Source organism: Paenarthrobacter sp. Z7-10 (assembly GCF_026932795.1).
In the GTDB taxonomy this organism is placed as follows: Bacteria; Actinomycetota; Actinomycetes; order Actinomycetales; family Micrococcaceae; genus Arthrobacter_M.
Map to the genome: position 1 here is coordinate 80317 of NZ_JADPVH010000007.1, position 12974 is coordinate 93290.

Consider the following 12974-nt stretch of genomic DNA (forward strand, 5'->3'; position numbering starts at 1 on the left):
ACCGTTCCCGACGGACCGCCCGAAGTTCCCGAAGGCGTTGCCGGCTGGGCTTCCCCTGCGCCCGCCGGCTGGACCTGCCGGTCGCCGGCTGCCGGGGCTCCGCCCTGCCGGGTCTGATCTGAGGTGGTGGTCACGGTTGGGCTCCTTCGCTGGAGGTGGCTTCGCGGGACAGCTCTTCGTGCAGCATCGCGGCCTGCTCGCGCAGCTGCGGCGTTGGCTGGCTGTAGACAAATCGGAACAGATCCTGCGGGTCCACCTGGACCTCGGCGTTGAGGCCGTCGCGCAGCACCGCGGCCACGCGTTCGGCTTCGGCGGTTATCCGCTGCTCCTCCTCCGCAGCCAGCAAACCGGCACCGGAAAGATAGCTCTTCAACCGCAGCAGCGGATCCCGCGGCACCCATTGCTTAACCTCATCGTCAGCGCGGTACCGGCTGGCGTCGTCGGCGTTGGTATGGGACTGCATCCGATACGTGTGCGCCTCGATCAGGGACGGCCCACCGCCGTCGCGCGCCCGGCCCACCGCATGAGCGAGCACCGCCAGCAGGGCGGCCAGGTCGTTGCCGTCCACCCGCTCACCGGGCATGCCGTAGCCGATCGCCTTGTGCGCCAGCGACGGAGCAACACTCTGGTGGATCAGCGGCACGGAAATGGCATATTGGTTGTTCTGCACGAAGAAGACCACCGGCACGTGAAAAACCGCGGCGAAGTTCAACGCCTCATGGAAGTCACCTTCGCTGGTTGCACCATCGCCGCAGAGGGCGACGACGACGGTGTCCTCACCTTTGAGTTTGGCGGCGTGGGCCACGCCGACGGCATGCAGCAGCTGGGTGGCCAGCGGCGTGGACTGGGTGGCAACGTTGTGCTCATACGGGTCGTAGCCGCTGTGCCAGGATCCCCGCAGCAGCTCCATGACCTCCACCGGATCCACCCCTCGCGCCATCACGGCCACGGTGTCCCGGTAGGTGGGAAACAGCCAGTCACCCTCCGCAAGGCACAGGGCGGCGGCCACCTGGCACGCCTCCTGTCCGTGCGAGGAGGGATAAACAGCCATCCTGCCCTGCCGCACCAGCGCCGAGGCTTGGTCATTCACGCGGCGGCCCACGACCAGCTGCTCGTATCCGTGCAGCAGTTCAGCGGCGGACGGAAGCTCGTAGCGTTCCTTGTACCCCGGATCGGTGGTCACGGTTCCCGCGGTGTCGATCAGCTGGACCGGCTGGGACGATGGCAGCAGATAGTCCTCCGGCCTGACCGAGCCCTCGGTGTGTGTGCTCACGGAACCATCCTCCTTGGCGTAGTCCCTGCGGCGGCCCCTGAAGCCGCCGCAGGGAAAGATGTTCTGGATTTCCAGTATGGATTCCTGCGACGTTTCGTATCCACTTTCGGGCCGATGTCTGGAAAGTATCCGGCAAATACCCTATTCTGGAAGACAGAACGTAGATGTGAGCTGGCTTACCCGCAATTATGTTCTCCCGCTTGATCCCTGGAAGGAGAACCATGCCGGAGCCTGATCCCGCACCGCTGGATGATGTTGACCGCCGCATCCTGCAGGAGCTCACCCGCGATGGGCGGATGTCCGTGACCGCCGTGGCAGAGAACGTCCATATTTCCCGGGCCCATGCATATTCGCGGATTTCCCGGCTCACCGCCGACGGTGTGCTGACCAAGTTCACGGCCCTGGTGGATCCCATTAAAGCGGGGCTGCGATCGTCGGCCTACGTCACACTCAAGGTCCGCCAGCATTCCTGGCGGGAGCTGCGCGAAAAACTTCGCGCCATCCCGGAGATCCACCATGTTGCCCTGGTCGGCGGGGACTTTGATGTGATTCTGCTGGTGCGGGCGGTGGACAATGTGGACCTGCGCCGCGTTATCTTTGATCAACTCCAGTCGATGCCCGGCGTCCTGGACACACAGACCTTCCTGGTGTTCGAGGATATGGACACCCGCTAGCCGCCGCACAGCTGCAGGGCAGCCCCGGCAAAACAGATTGGCCGGGAAAGTGCCCAACCGCAAAATGAAGGCCGTTCTTCCTTCATTCCCCCAAAGCGGGCAGCCTTCCCGGCCACCTCCCATTTAACGTTGCCTGAGGCACAAAGTCCCGGACTTTGCGGAATCGTTGCCGAAAGGTTGCCTAACTAACGTCGGCTGGCCCGAAATGGGGCTTGCGCTTTTCCTGAAAGGCTGCGAAGCCCTCGGCATAGTCGGCACTGCGGCACAGTGCCGCCTGGGCTTCGTTTTCCCGTTCGACAGCGGCCCACAGTCCCAGTCTTTGGTCCCGGATGGCGCCGACAAGTTCCTTGCTGGCCAGGAAGGCTCCGGTTGCACCGTCCGCGACCTTGGCCACGGTGGCGCGGGTCCGCTCCAGCAGATCCGCGGCCGGCATCGCGCGGCTGAACAACCCCGAGGAGACCGCCTCGGCACCGCTCATCAGCTCCGCGGTATAGATCAGGTCCAGGGTGCGGTGCATTCCCAGCCGCTCCGCAAACAGCCAATGGCCGCCGGAATCCAGCGTGGCCCCGAGATTCGCGAAGGGCGAGCCGATTTTGGCATTGTCCGCCACATAGACCACATCGGTGGCGACCAGCAGTCCGAGCCCTACACCCAGGCAGGCGCCCTGCGCCGCGGCAAACGTCGGTGCCGGAAAGGAGCTCATCTTGCGCAGCAGGGGTGTCACCAGCCCACCGAGATAGGCCATCGCATCGTCGTCCGCGGGCCGCACCGAGGAGATATCCCGGCCGGCGCAGAATGCCCGGCCCGTTCCGTGCAGCAGCAGCGCCCGAACGTTCCCCGCAGCGGCGGCCGCAGCGGCGTCGTCGTACGCGGCTCCCAGATCAGCGAGCGCAGCTTCGTCCAGCGCGTTCAGCTTTCCCGGCGCGTTGAGCACGACCTCGGCAATACCGTTCCGGATGGACAAGTCGATCATGGTCATGGTGGAGTCCTCGTCTGTCGGAATGGCGCTCAAATGGCGGTGTGGCAGGCGGGCTGCCCAGTCTAAACGTCGTAGTCCACAGTGACGGCGGGCGTGGTGGGGCGGGCCTGGCAGGTCAGGACGTATCCCCTGTCCACTTCGTCCGGTTCCAGCGCGTAGTTCTCCGCCATCTCCACGGTCCCGGTCAGCACCTTGGCACGGCAGGTGCCGCAGACTCCTCCGGCGCAGGCGAATGGGACGTCCTGGCGGACCCGCAGCGCGGCATTCAGAATCGATTCACGGGCGTGCACCGGACTCGACACCTCACCCTGCAGCCCGTCCAAGGTGAAGGTGATCCGGTACTGTTCGGCGGAATCGTCGGCAACCACTGGGCGGCCGATTTGGCCCTCCGGGCGGTCCGGCCGGCCGGTGCTGAACAGCTCAAAGCGGATATTTTCCGGTGCGACGCCGCGGGCCGCCAGCGTGTCCCGGCACAGTTGGACCAGTTCAAAGGGTCCGCAGAGGAACCACTCGCTGATGTCCTCGGCGTGGATCGCCGAGCCGAGCAGGGCCTGCAGCTTTTCCGCATCGATCCTGCCCGTCATCAGTGGCGCAATCCGCTGCTCCCGGGAGAGGACGTGGTGCAGGGCCAGCCGCGCGGGATACCTGTCTTTCAGATCCGCCAGCTCTTCCAGGAACATGACGTCCATGGCGGCCTTGTTGGCATAAATCAGATCGAAGCGGGTGCCCGGGTGAGCCGCGAGCAGTGTCCGCGCGATGGCTATCACCGGAGTAATGCCGGAGCCCGCGGCGATCGCGACGAAGTTTCCGGGCTCGGCCGCCAACTCCTCGGGATGATTCATGCTGTTCATCACGTTGCGGGAACCGCCGTGCCGGGAGATAAAGGCACCCGTGGGGCTCATCACCTCCAGCACAGCACCTGCCGCCAGTTCGGCATTGGCCCAGGTGGAGAACAGCCCGCCCAGGTCTTTTTTGACCGCCACCCTGATTTCGCTGCTGCCATCCGGGAACTGGACGGGTGCGGCACAGATGGAATAGCTGCGCCGGATTTCCTGCGGTTCCCCGGAATCGTCCGGCAGCGTGGTCCGCAGGGCCACGTACTGCCCCGGAAGGTAGTCGTACTGCCCGGCGAGTTCGGCCGGAACGGCGAAGGTCACCTCAATGGCGTCCTCGGTGAGCCGGCGGACCTCGGCAACGGTCAGGGCGTGGAAGGAAGCCCTGCGTCGGGAGGCTTCCTGCGTTGCGGTGGCGGTCATCAAAGCACCTTGAAGTAGTCGAAGGGCTCCCGGCAGTCCTGGCAGACATAGAGTGCCTTGCAGGAGGTGGAACCGAACCGGGTCAGTTCCTTGGTGTTCAGCGACGAACACTGCGGGCATTTGACCTGCAGGGACAGCCGGACGGTACCCGAGTGCCCGCCTGCGGCCGAACGTCCCGAGGGCGCCGCGATGCCATAGGCAGCCAGCTTGGCCTTCCCGGCCTCGCTCATCCAGTCCGTGGTCCATGTCGGGGAGAGCACCAGCTGGACGTGGACACTGGGATAGCCGGCACTTTTGAAGGCGGCACTCAGATCGTCCCGGATCGCATCCATCGCCGGGCAGCCGGAGTAGGTGGGGGTAATGGTGCATTCGACGGCGGGCAGGAAGCCGCCGTCGTCGAACAGGTGGACGCTGCGCAGGATGCCCAGATCCTCCACTGTCAGCACCGGGATTTCCGGATCGCAGACGGTGGCGGCGATGGCCCACGCCTTTTCATCCGCGCTCTGCTTGCGGCGCAGGCCCAGCTCGGCCCGGTCCGCGTACCTGTCCACGACCATCACCACGTCGCTCCGGGGAACTCGCGCGCGAGCACCTGCATTTCGGCCAGCAGATAGCCCAAATGTTCGGAGTGGCGTCCCGACCGGCCGCCGCCGGGCGCGGCGGGAACCTGCGGGAGGTCCAGCTCCGCTTCGGCCAGGACCTGCCCGGCTAGGCGGTCGAAGTCCGCCCGCAGCGATGACGGCACAACGGCGGCTGCCCCCAGCCGGGCGGTCAGGTCGTCATCTTCAAAGAGCTCAGCCAGGTAGGGCCAGACCAATGCCAGGGCGGCAATCATCTTCCGGCGCGACTCGTCCGTGCCCAGCGCAAGCCGGAGGATCCATTGCGCACTGTGATCGCGGTGGTAGTCCACTTCTTTGACCGCCTTCGCGGCGACCGCCGCCAGTGTGGCGTCAGTGCTGGCTGCCAGCCGGCGGTACAGCTCGAACTGGTAATAGGAGACGATGAACTGCCGGGCGATGGTCACGGCGAAGTTCCCGTTGGGCTGTTCGAAAAGGTGCGCCGAGCGGAACTCGGGCTCACGGCGGAAGTAGGCCAGCTCGTCCTCGGTCTTGCCCCAGGCCGCTCCGGCATAGGTCAGGAATGACCGGGCGTGCCCCAGTTGGTCCAGCGCGATGTTGCCCAGTGCCACGTCTTCTTCGAGCTCCGGGGCCCGGGAAATCCAGTGTCCCAGCCGTTGTGCCAGGATCAGGGCGTCATCGCCGAGCCGGAGGGCGTATTCGGCCACATCCGCAGAGGGCTTGGCCGTACCCTGCCTGACCTGCAGGGCGATGTCTTCGGGGCGCAGCGCATTACCCGGCGTGATCCGGGTGGCGCTTGCCGAACCGTCTCCGCCGGCCGATTCCGTTCCGGTTAGGCCGCTCACAGGTGCTTCACGCCCTCGCTCTTGGTGTAATACGTCGCATGCCGGTAATCCTTGCCCTGCGGGGACTCGAAGAAGGAGCCCTTGGCATCCGGGTCGCTGGCGGCGATCGCTTCCGCCGGAACCACCCAGATGGAGACGCCTTCGTTCCGGCGGGTATACAGGTCCCGGGCGTTGCGCAGCGCCATCGGCGCATCGGGGGCGTGCAGGGAGCCGGCGTGCACATGCGAGAGACCGCGGCTGGAGCGGACAAACACCTCCCACAGCGGCCAGGGCGTGGAGGCCGGAATCGATTCGGCCGCAGGCGTGGCCTTGGCGCCGTCGTCGCCCGTCGTGGACCCACCGGTCATGACGCGACTCCCGCCGCTTCGGCACTCCAAGCGGCCGTTTTGCGCGCATACTCGGCGGCTGCCTCACGGACCCAAGCCCCGTTTTCGTGCGCTTCCCGGCGCCGTTCCATCCGCTGCGCGTTGCACGGTCCACGGCCGGCCAGCACCTCACGGAATTCGTTCCAGTCCAACGGGCCGTGCTCCCACATTTTCGTTTCCTCGTTAAAGCGAATCTCGGAATCCGGAAGGGTCAGCCCCAGTACCTCGACCTGCTCCACCATCATGCCCACAAACCGCGAGCGCAACTCATCGTTGCTGAAGCGCTTGATGTTCCAGGCCATGGACTGCTTGGAATTGGGCGAATCATCATCCGGGGGCCCAAACATCATCAGCGACGGCGCATACCAGCGGTTCACCGCGTCCTGCGCCATCTGCTTCTGTTCCGGCGTTCCGTTGGCCAGCTCCAGCAGAATCTCGAAACCCTGGCGCTGATGGAAGGATTCCTCCTTGCAGACCCGAACCATGGCCCGTCCGTAGGGACCATAGGAGGCGCGGCAGAGCGGCACCTGATTGCAGATCGCGGCACCGTCAACCAGCCAGCCGATGGCTCCCATATCCGCCCAGGACACGGCCGGATAGTTAAAGATGCTCGAGTAGCGCGCGTTGCCGGCGATGAGATCCTCGGTCATTTTCTGCCGCGGAGTGCCCAGTGTCTCTGCTGCGGAGTAGAGGTAGAGCCCGTGACCGGCTTCATCCTGCACCTTGGCCATCAGGATGGCCTTACGCTTCAGGCTGGGCGCCCGGGTGATCCAGTTGGCCTCCGGCTGCATACCGATAATCTCCGAGTGGGCGTGCTGGGAGATCTGGCGGACCAGCGTGCGGCGGTAGGCCTCAGGCATCCAATCGCGAGGTTCAATCCGTGAATCCTCGGCCATGATCCGGTCAAAGTATGCCTGGCCGGACGCCGCAGATTCCCGCACCTGTTCGGATTGGGAATCGCTGACAGCCTGCAGATTCTGCACCATGATTGCTCCTCATATTTGTGCTCGGGTTAATCTGCGCACCGTATATTCGTGCACCGGACACCCGGAATAATTACCGACCGTTCGTTCAGGATATCCACCGGCTGTGATGCACGTCAAGGCAAAACACTTCCGCGAGCATCTTGACTTGAGTCATTTCGGGCGGCGGTGGCCCGACTGTCCCGATGCAGGCCCCCGGCCGGTCTCCTTTCCGGTGGAAATGCCTCCCAGCTGGTCTCTAGAGTGGCTGACATGACTGAGAGCGCTGACCCGGCAACCCGGACGACGATTCCCACCCCGCCCGTCGCCAAGAAGATTCCCGCCACCCGAACCCATCATGGGGACAGCTTCACGGACAGCTACGAGTGGCTCCGGGAGAAGGAAAACCCTCAGGTGAAGGCTCATCTGGAGGCGGAGCAGGCCTATACCGATGCCGTCACGGCAGGCCAGGAGAAGCTGCGCAGCGACATTTTCGACGAAATCAAGACCCGAACCCAGGAAACGGACCTTTCGGTGCCCAGCCGCAAGGACGACTGGTGGTACTACTCCCGAATGGAAGAGGGCAAGGCATACGGCATCCAGTGCCGGGTTCCGGCCGCCAGTACGGCGGACCCGGTGGCGGACTGGACGCCTCCCCTCGTTGAGGCCGGCGTGCCGGTTCCGGGCGAGCGCGTGCTGCTGGACGGCAACGCTGAGGCGGAGGGCAAGCCCTTCTTCTCGATCGGCGGCGCGGCAGTGTCCCAGGACGGCAATCTACACGCCTACGCCGTGGACAACGCCGGCGACGAACGCTTCACGGCCAAGATCAAGGATCTGCGCACCGGCGAACTCCTCCCGGACGTGCTGGAAAACATTTTTTATGGTCTGGCGTTCTCCCCCGACGGCAGCCAGCTCTTCTACACGGTCGTCGATGATTCCTGGCGCCCGTACCAGGTCAGGTCGCATCGCCTCGGCAGCCCGGTTTCCGGGGACGTGATCCTCTATCAGGAGGATGACGTGGCCATGTGGACCGGTTTCGAGCTCTCCGCCGACCGCCGGTCCTTGGTACTGAGCATCGGCTGCGCCGAGTACAGCGAGACACGGTACCTGAGCTTTGCTGACCCGGACGCCGGGCTGCGGACGGTCATTTCCCGGGACGAGCGCATTCTCTACGAGGCCGAGCCTTTCCTGCTCGATGGTGTGGAGAAGGTCCTGCTCACGCACAACAAAGATGCCGTCAACTCGATGGTGTCGCTGCTGGACACGACCGAGCTGGGCAAGCCCTTGGCGGAGCAGCAATGGCTCACGGTCGTCCCGCACGACGACGGCGTACGGGTCAATGGCGCGACAGTCACCAAAACGCACCTGGTCCTGTCCGTCCGCAGGGATACGATCGAGCGGATCCAGGTGATCCCACTGGCAGGCCTGGGGGGCCCGGAACAGGCTGCCGCGATCGAGCCGGCCTTCGATGAGGAGCTCTACACCGCCAACATGGGCGGTACCGATTATGAGGCGCCGGTGGTCCGGCTGGGCTACACCTCCTTTCTGACCCCACCGCGGATCTATGACTACGTTCTACCCCTGCCGTCCGACAATTCCGGCAATTCCGGTAATTCCGGCAATTCCGCCAACGCCACCCATCTGGACGGAGAGCTGCTGCTGCGCAAGGAAACCCCGGTGCTGGGCGGCTACTCGGCGGCGGATTATGTGGCCGAGCGGGAGTGGGCCGACGCGTCGGATGGTACCCGGATCCCGCTGTCCGTGATCCGCCGGGCGGACCTGCCGCGCGATGGTTCCAACGCGGGCGTGATCTACGGGTACGGCAGCTACGAGATCAGCATGGATCCGGCCTTCGCCATTTCCCGGTTGTCCCTGCTGGACCGCGGCATCGTCTTCGTCATTGCGCACGTGCGCGGCGGTGGCGAGATGGGCCGGCCCTGGTATGACGCGGGAAAGAAGCTGTTCAAGAAAAACACCTTCACCGACTTCGTCGACGCCACCGATTGGCTCGCCGGCTCCGGCTGGGTCGATGCAGCCCGGATCGGCGCCCTCGGCGGCTCCGCCGGAGGCCTGCTGATGGGAGCGGTGGCCAACCTGGCCCCCGAAAAGTATGCCGCCGTCGTCGCCCAAGTGCCGTTCGTGGACGCCCTGACCACCATTCTGGATCCGGATCTGCCGCTCTCGGCGCTGGAATGGGAGGAATGGGGCAACCCGATCACTGACGCGGATGTGTACCGCTACATGAAGGAGTACACGCCGTACGAGAACGTCCGACCCGTCGCTTACCCGAGGATCGCCGCGGTCACCAGCTTCAATGACACCCGGGTGCTGTACGTCGAGCCGGCCAAGTGGGTGCAGGTGCTGCGGGAAGAGACCACCGGGAGCGAACCTATTGTGCTGAAGATCGAAATGGACGGCGGCCACGGCGGTGCCTCCGGACGGTACGAGGGCTGGAAGACCCGGGCGTGGGATTATGCCTTCCTGGCCGACGCCCTCGGAGCCACCCAGCTCCGCTGACTCCCGCCCTCCCCACCCCATCCCCGGCCACCACCATCGAGTGCGCACTTGGTGCGCGATCCAGGCCTGAATCGCGCACGGATTGCTCAGTCGATGCGGGTGGGGGCGCGAATTGAGCTTGACAGCGCCCTACCCGGGGGTATTACCTAATGAACATTCGGTAAGGAAATACGAGAGGCGCCAGATGGCAACGACTTCAGCGGGCACCGCTCATCCCATGCTCACCAATGATCACGCCTCGGCCTGGATGGGCATCGAAGTGACGCGGCTCGACGACGGCCACGCAACCATCCAAATGACGCTGCGCCGGGAAATGATGAACGGTTTTGGCATGGCCCACGGCGGGATGATCTTCGCCTTTGCCGACACGGCCTTCGCCCTCGCCTGCAACCCGGCCGACGGCGATGGCAGTTCCATGACGGTAGCGGCTGGGGCGGACGTAAACTTTCTCAAATCAAGCCGCGAAGGCCAGCTCCTTACCGCCGTGGCCGATCGTCGTGCGAAGCAAGGACGCAGCGGCCTCTATGACGTTCAGGTTTTTGCCGGCGATCCCTCTGGCGCGGACCTGCTGGCCGAGTTCCGCGGACGCAGCCGCACTGTGCCCCGCAAGGGCTAGACTTTTCCACCCCGGCGGGCGCTCCTGTCGCCCGGACACAACCCCAGAGAGGTCAGTCAACGATGACAGTCTCCGCAACACCGAACTCCTCCCGGCTGGATCCCGCACTGTTGGACCCCGAGGAGACCATGGGCCGGGACGAGCTGGAGGCGCTGCAGCTGGTTCGGCTGCAGGAAACGCTCGCCTATGCCTACGCCCGGGTGCCGCTCTACAAGCGCAAATTTGATGCTGCAGGCGTGCATCCGGACGACCTGCGGAACCTGGACGACCTGGCGAAGTTCCCCTTCACCACGAAGGAAGATCTGCGGGCGGAGTACCCCTTCGGCATGTTCGCCGTACCGCAGAGCCAGGTGGCCCGGATCCATGCCAGTTCCGGCACCACCGGACGGCCCACTGTGGTGGGGTACACGCAAAAGGACCTGGCCACATGGGCTTCCTTGGTCGCGCGTTCCATGCGCGCCTCGGGCGTCCGGCCCGGCCATAAGGTGCATGTGGCCTACGGTTACGGTCTCTTCACCGGCGGCTTGGGCGCCCATTACGGCGCCGAAGCACTCGGAACCACTGTCATTCCAATGTCCGGCGGTCAGACGGAAAAGCAGATCCAGCTGATCCAGGATTTCGAACCGGACGTCATCATGTGTACGCCCACCTATCTGCTGACCATCATGGACGCGATGACCCAGCGGGGCTTGGACCCACGGAAAACCTCACTGAAATTCGCGGTCTGCGGCGCCGAACCTTGGACCGAGGAAATGCGCCATGAGCTGGAGGTGGGCATGAACCTGGATGCCTGCGACATTTACGGGCTCTCTGAGGTGATGGGCCCCGGGATCGCCGGTGAATCGGTGGAGACCAAGGACGGCTGCCATATCTGGGAGGACCACTTCCGGCCGGAAATCATCGACCCATTCAATCATTCCACCGTGCTGGGCATGGGCGAACCCGGCGAACTGGTCTTCACCTCGCTGACCAAAGAAGCCTTGCCCATCATCCGCTACCGCACCAAGGACCTGACCCGGCTTTTGCCCGGCACCGCCCGGCCCGCCATGCGCCGGATGGGCCGCATCACCGGGCGCAGCGACGACATGATCATCCTGCGCGGAGTGAATTTGTTTCCCTCCCAGATTGAGGAAATCGCCCTGCGCATTCCCGTCCTCAGCCCGCACTTCCAGCTGGAACTGAGCCGCCCCGAGGGTAAGCGAATGGACGAGCTCGCCATCCGGATCGAGCCGCGGGAGGGCACGACGGCGGAGGACCGGCTTGCTGCGGCGGCCACACTTCAGGAGCAGATCAAGATCCATATCGGATCCTCGGCGAAGATCGTCGTCGTCGAGCCCGGCTCACTTGAGCGCTCCAACGGGAAGCTGCGGCGGATTTACGACCTGCGCCCACCTAAGTAAAACCGCATTCGGCTCCGGAACCTGCCCCGGTCCGCCATCCCATCCCGACAGTGCACCTTGCCCTGCGGAAGCCGTCCAGCAGAAACCGAGCGACATGCCAAGCCAGCCCACGGAAACAGTCCCTCCAGCCGCGGACATTGCAGTTAAACGCGGCCGGCCAGGCTACGACCAGCAGTCTGTGCTGCGAATCGCCGTCGAGGTTTTCAATAAACACGGTTATGAAGCAACCTCGATGGGCATCCTCGCGGAGAACCTGGGCATCTCCAAGTCGGCGATCTACCACCACGTTCCTTCCAAGGAGGCGCTGCTCCGACTGGCCCTGGAGCAGGCGCTCGGCGGTTTGGAAGGAATACTGGCCGAACCCGACGCGAACACTGGGCCGGCGAGCAGCCGGCTGGAATACGTGCTCCGGCGGACAGTGGCGGTTTTGACGGACAAGCTGCCCTTTGTCACTCTGCTGCTGCGGCTCCGCGGCAACACCGAGATGGAGCGTGATGCCCTGGCCAGACGCCGGGATTTCGATCACCGGGTGGCCGGATTGATCGGAAACGCTCAGCAGGACGGATCCCTGCGCCAGGACATGGATCCGCGCACCATCACCCGCCTGCTCTTCGGCACCATCAACTCGATCGTCGAGTGGTACAGGCCCGGCGGATCGCTGTCGCCGGAACGGCTGGCCGACGACGTTATCAGGATGGCCTTCAGCGGACTGCACAATTAGGACCTGGCAGGGGCTTCAAAGCATTCTCCGGCGCATGGGCGGCCACTTACTTACCAGACAGCTCCGGACCCGACGGCGGACCAACAACAGGCAGCTGGCGTAGAAACCGGAAGCGCAGGTGAAGGCTTGGCGGTGGGCTGTTGATGGCCGCTGAATAATGTCGGTGGGCGGCGGTAGCGTTGTTTTATGGACGACATCGGGAACCGGGAAGAGCCTGGGCGGGCTGCGCAGCTGCAGTCACCGCCGGTCTTCGCGCCGGCCTTGTGCGCTGTCCCAGCCCGGGTTCCGGTACCAGCCCAGGTTCCGGCACCAGCCCAGGTTCCGGCACCAGTCCGGGTTGCGGCACCAGCCCAGGTTCCGGCACCAGCCCGGGTTGCGGCACCAGCCCGGGTTGCGGCACCAGCCCGGGTTCCGGTACCGGTTTCGGGGGTGGCGGCTGTGCCCTTGGTTGCTGGCTGGGTGTCGGCGTTGGCGTGGTTGGATACTGGGGTTGATGATGCGGCCCTGATTGATCAGTTGCGGGTGTTGGAGGACTTGAAGTCCGCTGCTGCCGCGGCGCAGGCCCGGGCCGCGGTCGCCCTGGATGTTTCCCACCGCCGCTGCCAGCACGCGGCGGGTGTCCCGGCTGATCAGTTGGGTAAAGGGGTCGGTGCGCAGGTCGCTTTGGCCCGGCGTGAGTCCCCGGCCAGCGGCGGGCGGCTGTTGGGGTTCGCCAAAGCCCTCGCCGAGATGCCGCATACCTTCACGGCCCTGTCCACCGGCAGGCTCAGTGAGTGGCGGGCCACGCT

General features: G+C 64.9%; 12 protein-coding genes and 1 pseudogene. 6 read left to right on the plus strand and 7 right to left on the minus strand.

What is annotated here, in order from left to right; genetic code table 11:
• Window positions 1-130: 130 nt before the first annotated feature.
• Window positions 131-1273, minus strand: a complete 1143-nt coding sequence (gene pdhA, locus IV498_RS03830) for a pyruvate dehydrogenase (acetyl-transferring) E1 component subunit alpha (protein ID WP_269045223.1) — start codon at window positions 1271-1273, stop codon at window positions 131-133.
• 221 nt (window positions 1274-1494) lie between these two features.
• Here pdhA and IV498_RS03835 point away from each other — a divergent pair, with 221 nt between their 5' ends.
• Complete coding sequence (locus IV498_RS03835) at window positions 1495-1947, plus strand: Lrp/AsnC family transcriptional regulator (RefSeq protein WP_269045224.1); 453 nt, start codon at window positions 1495-1497, stop codon at window positions 1945-1947.
• Window positions 1948-2128: 181 nt separating this feature from the next.
• On the opposite strand, the gene IV498_RS03840 is transcribed toward IV498_RS03835, so the two are convergent.
• The 6 genes from IV498_RS03840 to paaA form a co-directional block, all read right to left on the minus strand.
• A complete protein-coding gene (locus tag IV498_RS03840; RefSeq protein WP_269045238.1) occupies window positions 2129-2920 on the minus strand; it encodes an enoyl-CoA hydratase/isomerase family protein in 792 nt (263 codons plus the stop codon).
• A 68-nt stretch (window positions 2921-2988) separates the two neighbouring features.
• Window positions 2989-4182, minus strand: coding sequence for a 1,2-phenylacetyl-CoA epoxidase subunit PaaE (gene paaE, locus IV498_RS03845; RefSeq protein WP_269045225.1), 1194 nt, complete (start codon window positions 4180-4182; stop codon window positions 2989-2991).
• Complete coding sequence (gene paaD, locus IV498_RS03850) at window positions 4182-4739, minus strand: 1,2-phenylacetyl-CoA epoxidase subunit PaaD (protein WP_269045239.1); 558 nt, start codon at window positions 4737-4739, stop codon at window positions 4182-4184. Before paaD ends, paaE begins: the two co-directional genes overlap by 1 nt.
• Complete coding sequence (paaC, locus tag IV498_RS03855) at window positions 4739-5605, minus strand: 1,2-phenylacetyl-CoA epoxidase subunit PaaC (protein WP_269045226.1); 867 nt, start codon at window positions 5603-5605, stop codon at window positions 4739-4741. The genes paaD and paaC overlap by 1 nt, the downstream gene beginning before the upstream one ends.
• Window positions 5602-5952, minus strand: coding sequence for a 1,2-phenylacetyl-CoA epoxidase subunit PaaB (gene paaB, locus IV498_RS03860; RefSeq protein WP_269045227.1), 351 nt, complete (start codon window positions 5950-5952; stop codon window positions 5602-5604). The genes paaC and paaB overlap by 4 nt, the downstream gene beginning before the upstream one ends.
• Window positions 5949-6959, minus strand: a complete 1011-nt coding sequence (gene paaA / locus IV498_RS03865; RefSeq protein WP_269045240.1) for a 1,2-phenylacetyl-CoA epoxidase subunit PaaA — start codon at window positions 6957-6959, stop codon at window positions 5949-5951. Before paaA ends, paaB begins: the two co-directional genes overlap by 4 nt.
• A 246-nt stretch (window positions 6960-7205) precedes the next feature.
• On the opposite strand from paaA, the gene IV498_RS03870 reads away from it, so the two are divergent.
• The 5 genes and pseudogenes from IV498_RS03870 to IV498_RS03890 form a co-directional block, all read left to right on the plus strand.
• Window positions 7206-9449, plus strand: coding sequence for a S9 family peptidase (locus IV498_RS03870; protein ID WP_269045228.1), 2244 nt, complete (start codon window positions 7206-7208; stop codon window positions 9447-9449).
• Between the two features lie 184 nt (window positions 9450-9633).
• Window positions 9634-10065 carry a PaaI family thioesterase gene (locus tag IV498_RS03875; protein WP_269045229.1) on the plus strand — a complete coding sequence of 144 codons (432 nt, stop codon included), beginning with the start codon at window positions 9634-9636 and terminating at the stop codon, window positions 10063-10065.
• Window positions 10066-10127: 62 nt separating this feature from the next.
• Entirely contained in the window at window positions 10128-11465 is a 1338-nt protein-coding gene (gene paaK / locus IV498_RS03880; RefSeq protein WP_269045230.1) for a phenylacetate--CoA ligase PaaK, read from the plus strand.
• Between the two features lie 94 nt (window positions 11466-11559).
• A complete protein-coding gene (locus IV498_RS03885) occupies window positions 11560-12186 on the plus strand; it encodes a TetR/AcrR family transcriptional regulator (RefSeq protein WP_269045231.1) in 627 nt (208 codons plus the stop codon).
• Between the two features lie 186 nt (window positions 12187-12372).
• Window positions 12373-12974, plus strand: a pseudogene (locus IV498_RS03890) (hypothetical protein); the annotation flags it as partial.

What these genes read in the sequence shown, in the direction of transcription:
- IV498_RS03835 (WP_269045224.1), top strand. Translation starts at nt 1,495, where the DNA reads ATGCCGGAGCCTGATCCCGCACCGCTGGATGATGTTGACCGCCGCATC.
- IV498_RS03840 (WP_269045238.1), bottom strand. Translation starts at nt 2,920, where the DNA reads ATGATCGACTTGTCCATCCGGAACGGTATTGCCGAGGTCGTGCTCAAC.
- paaE (WP_269045225.1), bottom strand. Translation starts at nt 4,182, where the DNA reads ATGACCGCCACCGCAACGCAGGAAGCCTCCCGACGCAGGGCTTCCTTC.
- paaD (WP_269045239.1), bottom strand. Translation starts at nt 4,739, where the DNA reads ATGGTCGTGGACAGGTACGCGGACCGGGCCGAGCTGGGCCTGCGCCGC.
- paaB (WP_269045227.1), bottom strand. Translation starts at nt 5,952, where the DNA reads ATGACCGGTGGGTCCACGACGGGCGACGACGGCGCCAAGGCCACGCCT.
- IV498_RS03870 (WP_269045228.1), top strand. Translation starts at nt 7,206, where the DNA reads ATGACTGAGAGCGCTGACCCGGCAACCCGGACGACGATTCCCACCCCG.
- IV498_RS03875 (WP_269045229.1), top strand. Translation starts at nt 9,634, where the DNA reads ATGGCAACGACTTCAGCGGGCACCGCTCATCCCATGCTCACCAATGAT.
- paaK (WP_269045230.1), top strand. Translation starts at nt 10,128, where the DNA reads ATGACAGTCTCCGCAACACCGAACTCCTCCCGGCTGGATCCCGCACTG.
- IV498_RS03885 (WP_269045231.1), top strand. Translation starts at nt 11,560, where the DNA reads ATGCCAAGCCAGCCCACGGAAACAGTCCCTCCAGCCGCGGACATTGCA.